The organism is Sphingomonas sp. LH128 (assembly GCF_000293195.2).
Classification (GTDB): domain Bacteria; phylum Pseudomonadota; class Alphaproteobacteria; order Sphingomonadales; family Sphingomonadaceae; genus Novosphingobium; species Novosphingobium resinovorum_A.
In genome coordinates this window covers 1-17,908 of record NZ_ALVC01000075.1, presented here as the reverse complement: position 1 = coordinate 17,908, position 17,908 = coordinate 1, and the positions used below count along the sequence as shown (strand labels likewise).

Sequence of the window (17,908 nt, the reverse complement as noted above, 5' to 3'; positions counted from 1 at the left end):
TCATGCCCTTCGTCACCGACCAGTACGAAGCCGGTGTGAAGTATGATCTCGGCACATTCACCGTCACCGCTGACGTGTTCCAGATCGCGGTGCCCAGCGCCGTCGAAGTGGCCAGCACCACCGGCGGTTCGCCGACGCTCGAATACGACGGCCTGCAGCGCAATCGCGGCATCGAGCTGAACCTGTTCGGCCAGCCCTTCGACCACCTGCGGCTGCTCGGCGGCGTGATGTACCTCGACGCGGAGATGACGAAGACCGAGGGCGGGCTCAACGACGGACGCCGCGCACGCGGTTCGCCGGAGTTCAACGCCAACCTCGGCGCCGAATGGGACGTGGCGATGGTGCCGGGCCTGACCGTGACCGGCCGCGTCGTCTACACCAGCCGCGAGTACATCGACCTCACGACCACCAACGCGCGCAGCATCCCGGCCTGGACCCGCGTAGATGCCGGTATCCGCTATGCCTTCGAGGCGGCAGGTCGCCCGATGCAGTTCCGCCTGACCGCCGACAACCTGTTCGACCGCAACTACTGGGCGGCGGCATCGCGCGGGGTGCTGACGATGGGTGCGCCGCGCTCGATCCGCGCGTCGCTCGCCATCGATTTCTGATCGGGGCGATGGCCTATCGCCAATCCGGGGCGGACCGTTTGCGCGGACTGTCGATCACGCTCCTCCTGCACGTTTGTGCGGGGGGAGCGTTGCTCATCGGCTGGTCTTTCGCGGCGGCCCCGCCGCCGCTGCGTGCTCCGCTGACGGTGATCGATCTTGCCGCGCCTGCATCCCCGCCGCAGCCCGAGCAGGAAACGCCCAAGGATGCCCCGGAGCCGGTGGAGCAGCAGGACCCGGTGCTGCCCGTGCCCCAGCGGATCGAGGTGCCGCAGGCGGCGATCGCCCTGGCGCCATCCTCGCCAGCGGCGCGCCCCGTCGATGCACCGCAACCCCGCCCCGAACAGGCGGAGGCTGCAGCGCCCAAGGCGATCGAGGCGCCGCCCGCCGTCACCGTATCCTCCAACGCGCCCGACAGCTGGGAGGGCCGCGTCCTCGCCCGGCTTGCCAGCCGCAAGCGCTACCCGGCGACAGCCCGCGCGCGGCGCGAGCAGGGCGTTGGGTGGGTGCGCATCACCATGGACCGCCGGGGCCGTGTGCTTGCGGTGGCATTGGCACAAGTATCGGGCAGTTCGGCGCTCGACCGCGAGGCCCTTGCGCTGCCGCACCGTGCGGACCCGCTGCCCAAGCCGCCGAAGGAGCGCGGCGGAGAGACCCTGGACCTCGTGGTCCCCGTCGAGTTCATGCTGCCGCGTTGAAGCTCACAGCGCCTGCAGGAATGCGACCAGCGCCTCACGCTCCTCGCGCATAAGATTGCGGGGTTTGAGCAGGGGGTCGGCCTGTGGCGGCGGCGCGGCCTCGCCGGGCGCCTGCACCGCGTCGTTGGGACCGCCGCCGCCGGAATAGAACATCACGACCGGCTCGAGAAACGGGAAGAAGCCGTTGTGCATGTAGGGCCGCGTATGGATCAGTCCGCGCAGCGTCGGCGTGCGGAACGCGCCGACGTCCTCGGGACGCCCTGTGACATTCCAGCGCCCCAGGTCCTGGCGCTCGGTGCCGTAGAAACTCAGCCCCAGATTATGGAACCGGTTGTCAGTCAGCAGCGGGCCGCTGTGGCAGTTCGCGCAGCCCGCCTTGGTGCGGAACAGGTGAAGCCCCCGCAACTGCTGGTCGCTGAGCGCCGAAACCCCTTGCGTGAACACGCGGTCCCAGCGATTGCGCGGCGGGGTCAGGCTGCGTTCGTAGGCGGCGATCATTCCGGCAATGTCGCTGAACCCGATCCGGCGAGTCCCGATCAGTGCGGCAAAGGCGCTGCGATAGCTTGCCTCGCGATTGATCCATCGCTCGATCCGCTTGCGGCTTCCAGCCATTTCGAGAGGATCGGAGAGCGGTCCCAAGACCTGGCCTTCAAGGGTCGCCTCCCTCCCGTCCCAGAACAGTCCATGAGTCCATGCGGCGGCAATGAGCGATGATGCGTTCCTCCGCCCGCGCTTGCGATCATGCCCGAAGGAGGTGCGCAGGCCATCGGTGAAACCAAGCTCTGCATTGTGGCAGGATGCGCAGGCGATCTGCCGCGATCCGGAAAGCCTCGGCTCTTCGAACAGTCTCTGCCCAAGCGCTATTTCTTCGGGGACCTGAGGCGTAGGCAGGGATGGGACCGGACCGAACTCGGCGAAATGCGCTCCCGGCTCAAGCCAGGGCCGCGGCCAGCTATCAGGCTGCCCGGCATAGAGCGCCCGCAATGTTGCCACTTCGCCATCGCCCGGGTCGGCCCGCGATCCGGGCGATGGCGAAGCAAGGGCCAGGGCAATCGCTGACATCGCAAGCATCAAGGAACCAATTGGGGAAGTCACGGAGCACTCTCGCGATGAACGGTTCATCGAAGACGAATGGGCGCCCCGGTTTTTTCATGTCGGCTGAGACTTCAAAAAGCGACGCGCAGTCGCTATCGAGCGCGCAGCGCAGGCAGTCGAAAGCAACAATGCAGGAATCGCCGTGACGGCGATCGCGTTCAGCAGACGTCCACCAAGCAGCAGGTCCGACAACGCGCCCGCAGCCAGGGGACCGATCGCGCAGAACACCGATACCACGAAGCTCCAGATGGCAAAGCTGCGCGCGCGTAGCGTGGCCGGGGTCAGATCCTGCAACATGGTCGGAACCAGGGCGTTCGCGGTGCAGGTGACGAAAAGGAACAACGCCACCACCCACAGCGCCGCGTCCACGCTGTCTATCACGATCAACAAAGCGGAGCACGGCACCGCGCACAAGGCACCCGCGCCCATGATCAACGGACGCGCCGCCAGACCGAAACGGCTCCGCAGCGTCCGGTCGAGCAGACCCGCCACCGGCAGGCAACCGATCGAGGTCACGAGCGTGACCACCCCCATGGCATGGCCGACCTTGCCGAGGTCCGCATCGAAGCGTCGCTCCAGCGCCAGCGCAATCAGCGGATTGAGCGCTTGCACCGCGATCATCAGGCTTCCCGCAACGCCGACGAACAAACCCACGGCCTGCCACCGCTCACGCAGAAAGGGTCCGAGCGCGGCCGACCTCCCTCCTGGGTCCGACGGCGCGATCTGGCGCGCCGGGTCGTGAGTCAGAAGGCCGAGGGCAAAGAGCGGGGCACCGGCGAAAGACAACAGCAGCAGCGCCTTGCGCCACGGCTCCATGGCCAGGGGTATCGTTTGTCGGGCCATCTGGACGATCACCTCGCCGAAATAGAAGCCGGCGCTCGCTCCGGCAGCCATCAGCGCAGCGAAGCACAGATTGGCCGTCACGCGATGCCGATCCGGCGCGATGTCGGGGATCATCGAGTACACGATCGGTATCATCGCGAACTCGGTTACGCCCGAAGCCGCGCGGCCTACGAAGAACAGCGGAAAATCGGGCGCCAGTGCGCTCAGGGCCATCAGGCAAGTCCAGCCCGCGATCAGGCCGAGCAGCACTTTCTTGCGTGACAGGCGATCCGCCAGCCTGGCCAGCGGTACGGCGACCGCACTGCCGACAAGGACACCGGCAAGGCCCTGAAGCGCCCCGATCGTCGCATCCCCGACCTGGAAACTGTCTTGGATCGCCGAGAGCAGGATCGACTGAAGGCCCCGGTCGCTCATCTGGACACCCGCCGTCATGCCGAGAAAGGCGACGGTGAACAAGCCGCCGGAAGTCCATGTCGCCGGTCCATCGGCGCTATCGGCCTCGTACTCCGGCAGTGCCAGCGCCATTCCGTCTCGCCCCACGATATCGAGCACACGTCGCTGCGGACGCGGCGAACGGACAAGCAGTCGCATCTGGAAAGCAGCACTGCAAGTGATTCGCACTAGCCATTCTTAGGCGATGCCCGGACAGTGCGAGGTCCTTGTCCGGGTTTGCATATCCTATCGCCAATGACGCTGTTAGCGGTCAGGTCATCAGGATCGAACACGCATTCTGCCAAATTATTGCATTTGCGAATCATTATATATAACGGTTTACATGCGCGGTATCCGCGCGATCTCAGCCCTACGAGCCTACGCGCCGGCACGCCGTCGGCCATCCCGCTCGAACCGGAAAGAAATGACCCGCCATGAGCTCTCTCGACGAAACCATGAAGCAATTCCTTGCCGTCCAGCTGCCGATCCAGTCCACGGTGAGCAAGGAAGGCCTCCCTGATATCGGCCCCAAGCGCTCGCTTCGCGTTTATGACGACAAGACGCTTATCTATAACGAAAACACCGGTGGCCAGACGCTGCAGAACATCCTCGACGGATCGAAGATGGCCGTCGCGGTGATCGATCGCGATGCGCTCGACGGCTATCGTTTCATCGGACGGCCCGAAGTCTTTTCCGAGGGCGATGCCTTCGATAACGCCGTCGCTTTCGCTGACACGGCCGGGATGAAGACGCCGAAATTCGCCGTGCTCATCCATATCGAGGACATCTTCACGCTCCGCTCCGGCCCGACCGCGGGAACCAGGCTGGCGGCCTGATACGGCTGGATACCGATCCGGCGCCCAGGCGTCGGATCGGTATCGGTCCATTGAAGCGACCGTGCCTTCACCCCGTTCTCAATACCGGGGAGATGACGGGTCCATGGCGCGAAGCGCAGCGCTGCGCACCTCCATCACCTGAGCGACAACTGCATCGCTCGACCAACCGGCGCGGGGCAATACGGACGTCAGGCTCCGTACTGCGCCTTTCAGGTGAACAAGGCACTGTCGGCGGAAATCCGGCGGACTTTCCATGTCGTCGACCACTTCCACGAGTCGCCGCGACAGCCCGGCGATCGCTTTGCCCGCATCCTCGCACCGGCCCAGGACGATCCAGTTTTCGGCAGCATTGGTGGTCGCGACTACCAGCATCGGCGCCGGATCGAAGCGCATCACACCGCCCGCCTGCGCAATCTCGAACAGGCGGTTCGCTTCGTAAAGCGCCGCTCCGTACAGGCGATCCGCTTCATCCCAGCGGCGTTTGGCGAATGCCATGTTGGCAAAGCGGTTCAGCCGCTTCCAATGCCGGTCGTCCAGAGGCCGATCGCCGGGCTGATACACAGGGCTTCCTTTTTCACTTGCATATGCGACTGCTTCGCATTAGCTTTTATTTCGCGGCTTGCCTCTCTCGTCAAGCCTCAAGCCCGGAGGAATGCTTGTCATGGGGCATTCCTCTCATCCTGTGACCCTTGGCCGGAGCGGCTCCTTGCCTTGCTCGCTCCGGCCACCTTTTTGTCGCGGACATGAAAATCCACCCGGCACAGCAGAAAACGGCGCCCGGTGGTGAATTATGCGATCTTTCGATGCAGCCCTCAGGCGGCCGCGATCTCCACCAGATCGGCGCCATATTCGACGAGGTCGTTGGCCGCCGCGTGCACCGCGCTGACCACGCCGGCGGCAGTGCTGACCACCTCGGTCTTGCGTCCCAGCACGTCGAGGCGGGCGAGCACGTCGCCGACCTGCACCGCGTCTCCGGCCGCGCAGCACGGCTCGAACAGGCCGAGGTGCGGTGCCTGCGCGACGCCCGCGATCGTGGCCGCAGTGACGGCCTCCGCCGCGCCGGCCTCCAGCGCCAGCAGCGGGTTCGCGCCGCCCTCCGGCCGGGCGAGGAACAGCGACCAGTCGGCCGAGCGGAAGTACAAGTCCTTCAGCGGCGAGCGCTCGAACTGCAGCAGCATCGCGCGGATATCGTGAATGGGCGAGGTCATCGGCTCAGTCCTCCAGTGCGACCAGAAGGGCCGGGAGCACCGGCTCGGTTATCATGCGCGTAATCCCCGCACGCCGGGCGATGCGCGCGATCTCGGCATTAGCGAGGCCGCTGCCGCGCGCCGCGGCGTGGCCCGCCAGCGCGCTCGCCAGCTCTTCGTAGGTGCCTTCGGCCAGCAGCAGATCGACGTCCACCGCATCGGCCGAGGCGGCGTCCTCAGGGCGCAGCACTTCGATCGGGCAGCGCTCACGCGCCCAGCCGATAAGGCGGGAGAGGCGCTCGTCCTCGTCCTCGCGCGGCACTTGCGTCGCGAGCGCGCCCGCGAAGACCTTGCCGCTGGCGCCGTCCACGGTGACAACCTGCCCCGCCAGCACCAGGGCGCCGCTGCCGGTGCCGACCACGCAAGGGCGCCCCAGCGCCCGGCTGACGACGGCGGCATGGGAGGTGGAGCCGCCCTGCTCGGTCACGACGGCGCGTGCGGCGATCATGCCGTGGACATCGTCGGGACTGGTGGTGGCGCGCACCAGGATCACCGCTTCCCCGGCGGCGGCGCGGCGTTCGGCCTCGTCGGAATCGGCCACCAGCACGCCGGTGGCGACGCCGGGGCATGCGCCCTCGCCTTGCGCCACCACCTGTGCGCCCTCGGCGGCGTGGGGGGCGAGGCGCGGCAGCAGCAGCGTCGAGACCTGCTCGGCGCTGACGCGGGAGAGCGCGGTGGCGGCGTCGATCCGCCCCTCGCCCACCATGTCCACCGCGATCCGCACCGCAGCCTCCGGCGCGCGCTTGGCCGAGCGGGATTGCAGCAGGTACAGCCTCCCCGACTGCACGGTGAACTCGATGTCCTGCACGTCGCCGTTCTCGCGCTCCAGCATGGCGCTGGCGGCAAGCAGCGCGGTGTGCGCCTCGGGCACATGCGCCTGCATCGCGCCCAGCGAAAGCGGGGTGAACTTGCCCGAAACCACGTCCTCACCCTGCGCGCGCGGCAGGTATTCGCCATAAGGCGCAGGGTCGCCCTGCAGCGGATTGCGGCTGAACAGGACGCCGGTGCCGCTCAGGTCATCGAGGTTGCCGAAGACCATCGCCTGCACCGTCACCGCCGTGCCCATGTCGTGCGGGATGCCGTTGTGCTCGCGGTAGCGGCGGGCGCGGCGGGTGTTCCAGCTGTCGAACACCGCCCGCACCGCGCCGAGAAGCTGGTCGTGCACCGCGCCCGGAACCTCGCCGATCGCCGCGCGCCACTGCGCCGGGCTTTCGCCCGCTTCCAGCTCGACCGGCTGCTTGAGCACGATCGCGCTGTAGAGTTCGAGGAACCGCCGATGCGTATCGCGGGCGAAGGCGGGCAGGCCCGTCTCGCCCGCCAGCGCCGCTTCGCCGTCATCGTCGATGCCAAGGTTGAGCACGGTGTCCATCATGCCCGGCATCGAGATCGCCGCGCCGGATCGGATCGAGAGCAGCAGCCGCTTGTCGCCCTCGCCGAAGCTGCGGCCGGTGCGCTGTTGCAGCCAGTCGAGCCCGGCGGCGATCTCCGCCTCCAGCCCCTCGGGCATTTCGCCGCGCTCCAGATAGGCGAGGCACGCCCGGGTGGTGATGACGAAGGCGGGCGGCACGTCGAGGCCGAGCGCGGCCATGCGCGCCACCGACCATGCCTTGCCGCCGATCAGCGCGCGGTCGGGCAGATCGGCACCGTCGAGCAGGAGAGTCCAGTCGGCCATCGTCATTCCTCCCGCTCGCGGCCCATGGTCCGCAGCAGTTCCTCGTGCAGTTCGAACCAGACGGTATGGTAGCTGTCGCGCCGGATATCGCTGACCCATTCGGGGTCGCCGTCCTCGGCCGCTTCCAGCGCGGCGAGCAGCTTGTCGGCGTAGTATTGCAGGCGCGGCAGGCGGCTCGCCAGCTTGGCGAGGATCGGCTCGGCCTGTTCGTGCAAGGCGCCGAGGCGGTCGATCACCGCATCGTCGTGGGCCTTGTCGCTGTGGTCGTTGGCCACCTTGGCGCCACCGATGTCGAGCGTCTGCCAATCGGTGATGATCTGCTTGAGGGTGCGGTTAATCCGCTCGAAACCTTCGTAGGCGCCGACGAACGCCGCATCCTCGCGAACACCTGCAAAGTGGCGCGCATACCGTGCGGTGAGCGCCACGCCCGCCAGCGGCGTCAGCGCATAAGCCCCGCGCGCCTCGATCACGCGGCCGGTGGCGACGGCCTGATCGATCACCGCCTGCGCCGTGGCTTCGGGAAGCCCCGCCAGGTGGGCGATGGCGGGCAGCGGCGCATGGCGCTTGATCGCCGTGGCATGGAGCACGAGGTCGCGCTCGGTCATGGTCGTCGCCATCACGCCGCCTCCCCGATCACCCAGACCCGCGCGACGCGCTCGACGCCTTTTTGATAGTCCTCCGTCGTCTTGGCCGGGGCGGAGACTTCCACCGAGATGCGGTCGCCCTCGCGGATGCCCGCCACCTTGGCGTTCATCAGGCAGGGGATGTTGTACTCGCGCGTCAGGATGCCGAGGTGCGAGCGGACCGAGCCCCCGGCGCAGACCACGCCCGCGAACTGGTCGATGATCGGCGCGGTCAGGGTGCCGCCCGAATCGTCGATGATGGCGATGGCACCGGTGGGGACGCCGCTCGACAGCAGTTCCATGACCCGCTCGTTCGAACGCACGTAAAGCGCCTGGCCGACGATGTCGGTTGGATAACGCACGACGTTGTCGCCAAGGCCCCGCAGGGCCTTGCCGTCATCGTCGGGATCGCCGGTTGGCGCCTCGGGATGCGTGAAACCGGTACTGGCTTCCGAAGCGGTGCCATCGGGCTTGTGCGCGTCGGGCCGCTCGGTGACGGAGACGCGCGCGGACCAGTCGAAGCGATGGCCGCTGGCGAGGATGCGGGCCTCGACGGACTCGATGTCCTCACGCGTGACGAGATCGTCGGCGGCGGTCAGCGCGAAGGCGTCCCAGTCCAGTCCCGATTCGCCGAAACGCGCGCGGATGCGTTCGCGCACAAGGTCCAGCACGGCTTCCACCAGCGGCGTCGCCGGCGGACCTGCGTGCAGCACGTCGTCGATAGGCAATTTAACGGAGCCCACGGTCCCTCCCAATCCTCTTTGTTGCGCACAGGGATGCCGCATGCCGATCACCCTGTCAACATGATTGGATGAAATCGTCGGACGATCTTGACCGCGCACGCAGGCTGTCGTAGCCCTCGCTCGGGAATGATCGGGAGGATATGGATGACTGGAACCCCACCGCGCGTATTGCTCGTCAACGACGACGGCATCGACGCGCCCGGCCTTGTGCTGCTGGAAAAGATCGTGCGCCGGTTCACCGACGACGTATGGGTCGTGGCGCCGGACGACGAGCGTTCGGGCGCGGGGCACTCGTTCTCGACCACGCTGCCTATTCGCGTGAAGCAGCGCGACGAGCGACACTTCGCGGTGAAGGGCACGCCGACCGACTGCGCGCTTCTGGCGATCTACGAACTGATCGAGGGCAAGCGGCCAGACATCCTGATCTCGGGCATCAATCGCGGCCCGAATCTGGCCGAGGACATTACCTATTCCGGCACGGCAGCGGCAGCGATGGAGGGGGCCTTGCTGGGCATTCCGGCGATCGCGCTCAGCCAATGCTTCCGTCCGCCCAACCCGGTGCCCTGGGACAATGCCGAGCGTTTCGCCGGTGACGTGATCGAGAAGCTGCTGCGCTTCGACTGGAAGCCGGGGCTGTTCGTGAACGTCAACTTCCCGGAATGCCCGGCCGACGAAGTGACCGGCATGCGCGTGACCACGCAAGGCCAGCGGCCGCCGGGCGCGTTCATCCCGGAGCGGCGCGTCGATGCGCGGCACTTCCCGTATTACTGGGTGAAGATCGCCCTTCCGGCGGGCGGCCATGCTCCGGGCAACGACCTGCAGGCGATGCTGGACCGGGAGATTTCGATCACGCCGATGCAGCTCGACATGACCGCGCATACGGCGAAGTCGGGGCTGGAGGCTCTGTTTCGGTGAGGAGAGGACGCGGCGGGCCGGGGCACTGTTACGGCGCCCTGGATTGCCGCGGCCATGCGGGCCTCGCAATGACGATAGTAAGGTTGGAACTTCGCGCGTGCTCTCCCTCATTCGTCATTGCGAGCGTAGCGAAGCAATCCAGGACGGTTTGCGCGGCCCTGGATTGCTTCGCTACGCTCGCAATGACGGGGGTAGCACTTAATCCCGCGCGAGGATCGTCACCGCCGACATGCCGTCCTCGACACCGTAGAACCCGCCGGAGTTCTCCGCCACGGCCACGCGCGCGCCTTCGACCTGTCGCTTGCCGGCCTGCCCGCGCAGCTGCGTGACGAGTTCGTGGATCTGCCCCAGCCCGGTCGCCGCCAGCGGATGCCCCTTCGACACCAGCCCACCCGAGACGTTCACCGGAACCCGGCCGCCCAATGCCGTCTCCCCGCGCTCGGCGGCGAGCCCGGCCTCCCCCGGTGGGCACAGGCCGAGCGCTTCGGTCTGGATCATCTCGCCGATGGAACTGGCGTCATGGACTTCGGCCAAATCGACGTCCTGCGGGCCGACGCCGGCGCGCTCGTAGGCCAGCGCCGCGACCTTGCGGGTGACATGGTTCGCATAGTCGTCCGGCGCGCGGTCGCTGCCGGTGTGGTTTTCCGCTGCCAGCACGCGGATCGGCGTGCCCGAGAAGCACTTGGCGAACTCCGCCGAGCAGACGATCGCCGCCGCCGCGCCGTCGCTGATGGGCGCGCACATCGGGTTGGTCAGCGGCCAGGCGACTTGCGGTGCCGCAAGGATTTCCTCGACGCTCATCGCCTCGCGGTACTGCGCCAGCGGGTTGAACTGCGAATGCCAGTGATCCTTCGCCGCCACCGCCGCGATCTGGGCCTGCGTCGATCCGTAAGTGCCCATGTGAAGGCGCGCCTGCGCGGCATAGGCTTCCATCAGCACGTTGGGACTGGCCGCGACCTTATCCGCCGGAACGGGGGCGAGGAGATCGCGGGTGCGCTCGATATAGGCCGCCGCCTCCACCATGTCGCGCGGCTGCTGGAACACGGCGAAGCGCTTGGCGCGGTCGTCGCTGTAGAGCTTCTCCACGCCGACGACGAGCGCCACTTCGGCAAGGCCCGCCTTCACATAGTCGACCGCAAGGTGCAGGCCCACCGTGGAACTGGCGCAGGCCTGCTCGACATGGAACCCGCGCACGCCGGAAATGCCGAGGGGGCGCAGCGCATACTCGCCGGGGATCGACATCTCTCCCGCGAAGAAGCCCTGGATGACGTTGGCATAGACCGCCATGTCGATCGCCGCGCCATCAAGCCCCGCATCCTCCAGCGCCAGCCGCACCGCGGCTTGCGTGAGCTGTTCGTGGCTCTTGTCCAGATGACGGCCGAAAGGCGTCATGCCGACGCCGAGGATCACCACGTCGCGCATCAGATCGCCCTTCCCGCCGCCTGCCAGTGGCGCTTGCGCAGTTCGGCGCGCAGCACCTTGCCCGCGTTGGAGCGCGGCAGCGCGGCCATCACTTCCACCCGCTTGGGCGTCTTGACCGGGCCGAGCCGCTCGCGTGCTTCCGCCAGCAGCCTCTCGAGATCGATGGTGCAGCCGCCGCGCGGTTCGACGATGGCGACGACGGCCTCGCCCCACTTGTCGTCGGGGACGCCGATCACGGCGCAGTCCTGCACTTGCGGATCGGCCATCAGCGCCTGCTCCACTTCGGCGGGGTAGACGTTGAAGCCGCCCGAGATGATCATGTCCTTCTTGCGGTCCACCACGTAGAACCAGCCCTGCTCGTCACGCACACCAATGTCTCCGGTATGGTGCCAGCCATGGGCGGAGACTTCGGCGGTCGCCTGAGGGTTCTTGTAGTAGCCCTGCATCACCAGCGGCCCGCGCACGACGATCTCGCCACGCTCTCCGGGGCCGAGGATGCGACCGTCGTCATCCATGATTTCGACGATGGAGAGCAGGTTCGCGCGTCCGCAGGAACCGGAGTGTGCGAGGTTGCCGGCATCGTCCAGATGTTCATGCGGCGGCATCGCGGTGACGCACATCGGCGCTTCCGTCTGCCCGAAGCTGGCGTTCATCACCGGGCCGAAAAGCGCGATGGCCTCCTTCAGCCGGTCGAGCGACATCGGCGCCCCGGCATAGGAGATGTATTCGAGGCTGGAGAAATCGGCGGTCTGCGCGGACGGCTCCGCCAGCAGCATATAGATCGCGGTGGGGGGCAGGAACATGTAGGTGACGCGGTGGCGCGCGATAGCCGCCACCACTTCGGCCGCATCGAAGCGCGGCAGCACCACCACCGTCCCGCCCAGCGCCATGCTGGCCAGCGCCAGCGGCCCCGCCGCATGCGTCATCGGCGCGGCAACGAGGTTCACCGGCGGACGCTTCATCGGCATCGAGGCGACGAGGCTGGACACCAGCGCCTGCCAGTTGCCGTTCGACAGCATCACCCCCTTGGAGCGCCCGGTGGTGCCGCCGGTATTGGCGAGGAAGCCAAGCTCCTCCGCCGCGCCCGAACGGCGCTGGGGCACGGGTTCGTCGCTCTCTACCAGCATGTCGCCAAGGAAGCGGTCGGCCTCCGCAAACGCGCGATTGAGCGCGATGAAGCGGCGGATGTTGGGGCAGGCCTCGCGGAAATGCGCGACCCGGTCCGCCACTTCGGAATGGACGAAAAGCGTGTCCACATCGAGCAGGTCGAGCAGATAGGCGTTCTCGTCCAGCGAGGCGCGGTTGTTGGCCATCACCCAGACGCCGTCGGCGCGCAGGATGCCCAGGATCGCCTCGAAAGCGCGGACGCTGTTGCCGCTCAGCACCGCCGCGTGGCCGCCCGCCGGAAAGCCGTCGGCGATCAGAGCGCGGGCGATGGCATCGCTGCGCGCCTTGACTTCGCCATACGTGCTGACGCGCTCGCCCTCGATCATGCAGGCTTGGTCGGCGCCCATGCGCGCGCCGCGGTCGAAGAAGTCGATCATCCGCATCCGCGCGAAAGTCCCCGCCAAAGCGTTTTCTAATCAGGTCAAATGGCCTGATGACTCGGAAAACGCGTAAAACAAAAACGTAGAGCAGTTTGGCCGACGCAGTCGGCTCGACTGCTCTACTGCCGCATCGAGAGTTCGAGCTGGCTGGAGCGCAGCTGCACCAGCGGCAGGTTCGCCACTTTCATCAGCCGCGCCACCTGGTCCAGTTCGGGCGAGGACAGCGTCGGATAGTCCCGGCGCGGGGCGCCCGAAAGGCGCATGCGGTCGATGTCGGCGGACGGCACCAGCGCGCGCAGCAGCAGTTCGTCGTCATCCCCGCCGGTGCCGTGGCGGCGATGCAGTTCCTCGCGGTCGGGCTGTTCGGGCGGGCTGGCGAGGATTTCCTTGGCGCGCGGTTTCGACAGGATGCGGTCCAGCACGTCGGCGTCGATCGGCGCGACGGGCTCGCCATAGAAGCCGGCGGCGTACTGGATCACTTCGTCCGGCACCACCGAGTAGCGGTTGCCCGTCACGATGTTGAGCACCGCCAGCGTGCCGACCAACTGCGCGAACGGCGTCGCCATGCCGGGATAGCCCAGCTCGCGGCGCACGCGCGCGACTTCCTCCAGCACGTCGGGCAGGCGACCCAGCATGTTCTGCTGCACCAGCTGCGCGCGCAGGGTGCCCATCATGCCGCCCGGGATCTGGTGCTTGAGCGAGGTGACGTCGTACTCGAAATGCTGGTTCACCAGGAACCCGGCCGCTTTGCCGACCTTCTCGAAGTGATCGGCCACCGGCTTGAACAGGGAGGTATCGAGGTTGTGGGTATGGCCCAGCATCTCAACATTGCGGGCCATGATCTCGACCGAGGGGATCGAGGGGCCGTTGGCCATCGGGCGCACGGCGGTGTGGATCGTCGTCACCCCGAATTCGATCGCGTCGATATAGGACTTGGCCGACTGGCCGAGCATGTTGTTGGCGTGCATCTCGATCGGCTTGCCGCGCGCCTTGGCCTTGATCGCGGGGACCAGCGTGGAAATCCGGTCTCGATCGAGCACGCCGCCGGTGTCGTAGAGCAGCAGGCTGTCCACCTCGTCCAGCGCCGAGAGCTTGTCCGCCTTGTCCGCGTAATAGGCATCGTCGTGGACCGGGGAGAGCGTGAACAGCATCGTGCCCGCCACCTGGCACTGGTGCCGCTTGGCGATGCGGGCGAGGCGGTGCATCTTGTCGATGTTGAACAGCACGTCATAGAGCCAGAAGCTGCGGATGCCGTGGGCGCACAGGCGATCGACCCAGATGTCCATGAGCGCATCGGGCGTGAAGCCGAAAGTCACCGACCCGTTGGAGCGGCACCCGGCGCGCAAGGGCGTGTCCGGCATCGCCTTCACCAGCAGGTCGAGGCCCGCCCAGGGGTCTTCCTGACAATGCCGGATCAGCACTTCGAACAGCGAGGAACCGGCCAGGCTGATGATCTGGTAGCCGGTCCTGTCGATCAGCGGTGCCACCGGCAGGGCCATGCCCGCCTGCATGCGCATGCCCCACAGGCTCTGCTGGCCGTCGCGCAGGGTTTCGTCGAGGAACTGGATATGCGCCATGGGGATTACTCCGCTGCCATGCGCTGCGCGGTGAACAGATCCTGTTCCAGCCAGCGTGTGTGGATCCGGTTGGCCCGGAATTGCTCATCGCGAAGGATCTCGCGGTGGAGCGGGATGGTCGTGGGCACGCCTTCGACCTCGAAGGCGTCGAGCGCGCCGATCATGCGGTCGATCGCGGCGTCGCGGGTGTCGGCGTGGACGATCAGCTTGCCGATCATGCTGTCGTAGAATGGCGGGATGCTTGCGCCTTCACGCATGTGGCTGTCGAGGCGGATGCCCTCGCCCTCGGGCGGGCGCCAGCGGGTGACGGTGCCGGGCACCGGCACGAAATCGCGCGCGGTGTCCTCGGCATTGATGCGGCATTCGATGCCGTGGCCGGTGAGCACGACATCCTGCTGGCGCACCGAAAGGCCCTTGCCCGCCGCAACGCGCAACTGTTCTTGCACCAGATCGCGACCCGTCACCATCTCGCTGACCGGGTGCTCCACCTGGATGCGGGCGTTGACCTCGATGAAGTAGATCTCCTCGCGCATCACGTCGTAGAGGAACTCGCACGTCCCGGCGTTGCGGTAGTTGACGCTTTTCGCAAGGTTCACCGCCGCTTCGTGCAGCTGCGCGCGCAAGGCGTCCGGCATCGCCACGCAGGGCGCTTCCTCCACCACCTTCTGATAGCGGCGCTGGACCGAGCAGTCGCGCTCGCCGAAGTGGATCACTTCGCCCTGCCCGTCGCCCATGAGCTGGACTTCCACGTGGCGCGCCTCGGGCACGAAGCGTTCCATGAACAGCGTGCCGTCGTTGAAGGCGGCAAGCGCCTCGGCGCTGGCGCGGTGGTATCCGGCTTCGACTTCGGACGGGCCGTTGACGATGACCATGCCGCGCCCGCCGCCGCCCGCCGCCGCTTTCAGCAGCACGGGATAGCCGATGTCGCCTGCGATCCGGCGGGCATCGGCGGCCGAGGCGATCTCGCCGCTGCCGGGCACCAGCGGCACCCCGGCAGCGGCGGCCATCTCGCGGGCGCGCAGCTTGTCGCCCAGCGCCTCGATCATGTCGGCTTCGGGGCCGACGAAGGTGATGCCGTGCTCCTTGCAGAGCCGCGCCAGTTCGGCGCGTTCGGACAGGAAGCCGTAACCGGGGTGGAGCGCGTCGCAGCCGCTGGCCTTGGCGGCCTGCACCACCAGCCGGGCGTCGAGATAGCTTTTCGCCGCAGGTCCGGGGCCAAGCACCAGCGCTCGGTCGGCCATCTTTGCGGTCACGCTGTCACGGTCGGCATCGGAGACGCCGATCACGGTTTCCAGGTTCAGCCCTTGCGCGGCGCGAAGCACGCGAAGGGCGATTTCCCCCCGGTTGGCGATGAAGAGACGGGACAGGGCCATGGCGCTATTCCGGCCGGATCACGAAAAGCGGCTGCCCGGCCGAAACCAGATCGCCGTCGCTGGCGAGCACTTCCAGAACGGTGCCAGCGGCCCCTGCGCGCACGGCGGTGAACAGCTTCATCACCTCCACCAGACAGACCTCGGTTTCGGCGGAAACATGGCCGCCCACCTCGACATAGTTAGGCGCACCGGGCTTGGGCGCGCGGTAGAAGGTGCCGAGGTATGGCGCGGTCACGAGCACCGCGCCGTCCGGCACCGCAGGCGCTCCCGCCGGTGCCGCCACGGCAGCTGCAGGCGCGGCGGCCTTGGAGGCGGGCGCAGCGCTGGCAACCGGCGCGGCGACCGAGACACGCGGGGCGTCAAGCCCGGAGGCATCCGCATCCTGCGAGAGATAGACCTCCAGTTCGCCGCAGCGGGCGTGCAGTTCGCGCAGGCCCGACTGCTTGAACTCGGCGATCAGCAGTTCCAGTTCGGGCAGCGAGGTTTCGTCAGGGTCTTTGCCGCTCATGCGCGCGCACTCCGAATGGCTTCGACATCGTCACGGCTGAGGCCCACGCCCCGGCCCGCCAACGGCGAGCCCTCCTGTTCAAGCCGGTAAAGCGCCTGAACCTGTGCATCGTCGGGGTGGAACTTGGCCGTGGTGTCGCAGATGAAACGATACTCGGGCGCCATTTGCGCGGGTTGCAGCGCCCTTGCGCGGGCGTTGTACTCGGTCAGCGGCAGGCGACCGGCGGTGGTGGTGTAAAGGTCCTGCTTGGGCGGCAGGTGCGAGACGCCCGGCCCGATCGGCGCCAGCTTGCCGCCCTCGCCCTCCCGCCCCAGTACCGAATAGGGGATCTGCGAGATGTAGCGGACCGGGTTGTTGTTGTGCTGCATCATCGCATAGCGATTGAGCTGCTGGCTCGGCAGTGAGACGAGGCCCACCATCTCGCCGAGGAAATCGCGGCCGAACTCGTCGTTGAACAGGCTGCGGAACCGGTCCGCGCGCGGGTCGATCGTCATCCAGTCGTTCACGTCGTAGACGCCCGCGATATGCGCGATCTCCTTGATGAGCGAGAAGTAGACGAGCGCGCCCGCATCCATCATCTCGTCGCGCGACCAGCCGGCCGTGCGCTTCCACAGTTCGACGGTGGCCTTGCGGATGCGATCCGTCAGATCCTCGAAAGTGGCGGCCAGTTCCTCGGCCGAACCCATGCCGACCGGGATGTAGCCGCCCGACAATGCATCGGACGTATAGAGGCCCACGCCGGTCAGCTTGTCGGCGGTGAATTCGGGGCGGGACTCGAAGCTGCCCCAGTCGTCCATCAGGTAGAACTGGCAGCCGGTGGCCTCCATCGTCACCGTCAGGTTGCTGAAGGGGATGTCGCCCGCCACGCCGTCGAGCCAGGGATAGTCGCCCTCGGCCAGATCGGAGAAGTCGCGGATGATCATCTCACGGTCTTCGGCAAGGCGATAGGGACCGGAATTGTTGAGCGCACAGCGGCTCTCGCACGAGACGAGGAAGCCGTACTGCGACACCGTGGCAAGGAACGCCTGCGCCGCGTGGCCGAGCCGGGCGCCTAATGGGTTTTGGGCCTTGCAAGGCAGCAGTTCGGCATGGAAGCGCTGCACCCGGCGTTCGGGCAAGTGCTGCACGCGCTGGCCGAATTCGCGGGCGTTGAGGTGCCCGTCCTCGCGCTGCTGCGCCAGCTTGAAGCGGCGCCAGAAGTCCATGACATAGGCCACGTCCTCCGCCGCATCCTCGGGCGCGAGCATGCCGAAGTTGATGAGGATTTCGCGGCCCAGCAGGTAGAAGGTCGGCAGCGCCCAGCCCGGCAGGTTGCCCAGCTTGCCGCCGATCAGGCGCGAGCGGTCGCCCACTTCCTCGGCCGGCATCACCGCCTCCACCTTCCGCAGCAATTCCGGGTAGCGGTAGAAGCAGCAGAGGTACGAAAGCAGCATGTACGACGGCACGGGAAACAGCTTCGATTCCTGCACGGTGCGCGTCACACAGAGCCAATAGGTATCATCACCTATGGTCTGGATAGCGTTGTTGGCCTCCAGCAAGCGAACGTAGTCGGTCATCATCCCCTGCCCTTGTCTTTGTTGCGAACCTTGTGGACTACAGCTTCGTGGTCTGTCAATATCGTCCGACGATTTTGATCGATAGAATTTGCCGTTGACGGCCGGACACATCGGGAGAGTACCAGAAATGCCGCAGGGATCGCCGTTCTCCACCACCCCTCGTACTGACTGGACCCGCGAGGAAATCGCGGCGCTGTTCGACCTGCCGTTCACCGA

The 17,908-nt window shown here is 67.0% G+C and carries 17 protein-coding genes; 4 read left to right on the top strand and 13 right to left on the bottom strand.

Annotated features, from left to right (window positions below):
* A partial coding sequence (locus LH128_RS06935; RefSeq protein ID WP_008828890.1) for a TonB-dependent receptor domain-containing protein occupies positions 1-608 on the top strand: 608 nt, incomplete at its 5' end.
* An 8-nt stretch (positions 609-616) separates the two neighbouring features.
* Entirely contained in the window at positions 617-1,303 is a 687-nt protein-coding gene (locus LH128_RS06930) for an energy transducer TonB family protein (RefSeq protein WP_051211436.1), read from the top strand.
* A gap of 3 nt (positions 1,304-1,306) precedes the next feature.
* Here the strand turns inward: LH128_RS06930 and LH128_RS06925 are convergent, their stop codons facing one another.
* Positions 1,307-2,365, bottom strand: coding sequence for a cytochrome-c peroxidase (locus tag LH128_RS06925; protein WP_202950096.1), 1,059 nt, complete (start codon positions 2,363-2,365; stop codon positions 1,307-1,309).
* Positions 2,366-2,452: 87 nt separating this feature from the next.
* A complete protein-coding gene (locus LH128_RS06920; RefSeq protein WP_008828887.1) occupies positions 2,453-3,766 on the bottom strand; it encodes an MFS transporter in 1,314 nt (437 codons plus the stop codon).
* A gap of 362 nt (positions 3,767-4,128) precedes the next feature.
* Between LH128_RS06920 and LH128_RS06915 the strand changes: the two genes are divergently transcribed.
* A complete protein-coding gene (locus LH128_RS06915; RefSeq protein WP_202950095.1) occupies positions 4,129-4,509 on the top strand; it encodes a pyridoxamine 5'-phosphate oxidase family protein in 381 nt (126 codons plus the stop codon).
* 78 nt (positions 4,510-4,587) lie between these two features.
* Here LH128_RS06915 and LH128_RS06910 read toward each other — a convergent pair whose 3' ends face one another.
* The 5 genes from LH128_RS06910 to LH128_RS06890 form a co-directional block, all read right to left on the bottom strand.
* Entirely contained in the window at positions 4,588-5,070 is a 483-nt protein-coding gene (locus LH128_RS06910) for a hypothetical protein (RefSeq protein ID WP_008828885.1), read from the bottom strand.
* A 251-nt stretch (positions 5,071-5,321) separates the two neighbouring features.
* The gene (locus LH128_RS06905) at positions 5,322-5,717 is read right to left on the bottom strand and encodes an acetyl-CoA carboxylase biotin carboxyl carrier protein subunit (protein ID WP_008828884.1); all 396 of its coding nucleotides are present in this window, start codon (positions 5,715-5,717) and stop codon (positions 5,322-5,324) included.
* Positions 5,718-5,721: 4 nt separating this feature from the next.
* The gene (locus LH128_RS06900) at positions 5,722-7,428 is read right to left on the bottom strand and encodes a pyruvate, phosphate dikinase (protein WP_202950094.1); all 1,707 of its coding nucleotides are present in this window, start codon (positions 7,426-7,428) and stop codon (positions 5,722-5,724) included.
* A 2-nt stretch (positions 7,429-7,430) separates the two neighbouring features.
* Complete coding sequence (locus LH128_RS06895) at positions 7,431-8,045, bottom strand: hypothetical protein (RefSeq protein ID WP_008828882.1); 615 nt, start codon at positions 8,043-8,045, stop codon at positions 7,431-7,433.
* Positions 8,045-8,794 carry a PEP-utilizing enzyme gene (locus LH128_RS06890; protein ID WP_202950093.1) on the bottom strand — a complete coding sequence of 250 codons (750 nt, stop codon included), beginning with the start codon at positions 8,792-8,794 and terminating at the stop codon, positions 8,045-8,047. The genes LH128_RS06895 and LH128_RS06890 overlap by 1 nt, the downstream gene beginning before the upstream one ends.
* 144 nt (positions 8,795-8,938) lie before the next feature.
* Here LH128_RS06890 and surE point away from each other — a divergent pair, with 144 nt between their 5' ends.
* Positions 8,939-9,709 (top strand): 5'/3'-nucleotidase SurE, encoded by a 771-nt coding sequence (gene surE, locus LH128_RS06885; RefSeq protein ID WP_008828880.1) that lies wholly within the window; start codon positions 8,939-8,941, stop codon positions 9,707-9,709.
* A 198-nt stretch (positions 9,710-9,907) separates the two neighbouring features.
* Here the strand turns inward: surE and LH128_RS06880 are convergent, their stop codons facing one another.
* From LH128_RS06880 to LH128_RS06855, 6 genes are all read right to left on the bottom strand, one after another.
* Positions 9,908-11,131, bottom strand: a complete 1,224-nt coding sequence (locus LH128_RS06880) for a thiolase family protein (RefSeq protein ID WP_008828879.1) — start codon at positions 11,129-11,131, stop codon at positions 9,908-9,910.
* Positions 11,131-12,681 (bottom strand): class I adenylate-forming enzyme family protein, encoded by a 1,551-nt coding sequence (locus tag LH128_RS06875; RefSeq protein WP_037518234.1) that lies wholly within the window; start codon positions 12,679-12,681, stop codon positions 11,131-11,133. Before LH128_RS06875 ends, LH128_RS06880 begins: the two co-directional genes overlap by 1 nt.
* A 116-nt stretch (positions 12,682-12,797) precedes the next feature.
* Complete coding sequence (locus LH128_RS06870) at positions 12,798-14,255, bottom strand: pyruvate carboxylase (RefSeq protein ID WP_008828877.1); 1,458 nt, start codon at positions 14,253-14,255, stop codon at positions 12,798-12,800.
* Between the two features lie 5 nt (positions 14,256-14,260).
* Positions 14,261-15,628, bottom strand: a complete 1,368-nt coding sequence (locus LH128_RS06865) for an acetyl-CoA carboxylase biotin carboxylase subunit (protein ID WP_008828876.1) — start codon at positions 15,626-15,628, stop codon at positions 14,261-14,263.
* Positions 15,629-15,632: 4 nt separating this feature from the next.
* The gene (gene accB, locus LH128_RS06860; RefSeq protein WP_008828875.1) at positions 15,633-16,136 is read right to left on the bottom strand and encodes an acetyl-CoA carboxylase biotin carboxyl carrier protein; all 504 of its coding nucleotides are present in this window, start codon (positions 16,134-16,136) and stop codon (positions 15,633-15,635) included.
* The gene (locus tag LH128_RS06855) at positions 16,133-17,692 is read right to left on the bottom strand and encodes a hypothetical protein (RefSeq protein ID WP_202950092.1); all 1,560 of its coding nucleotides are present in this window, start codon (positions 17,690-17,692) and stop codon (positions 16,133-16,135) included. The genes accB and LH128_RS06855 overlap by 4 nt, the downstream gene beginning before the upstream one ends.
* Positions 17,693-17,908: the final 216 nt, after the last annotated feature.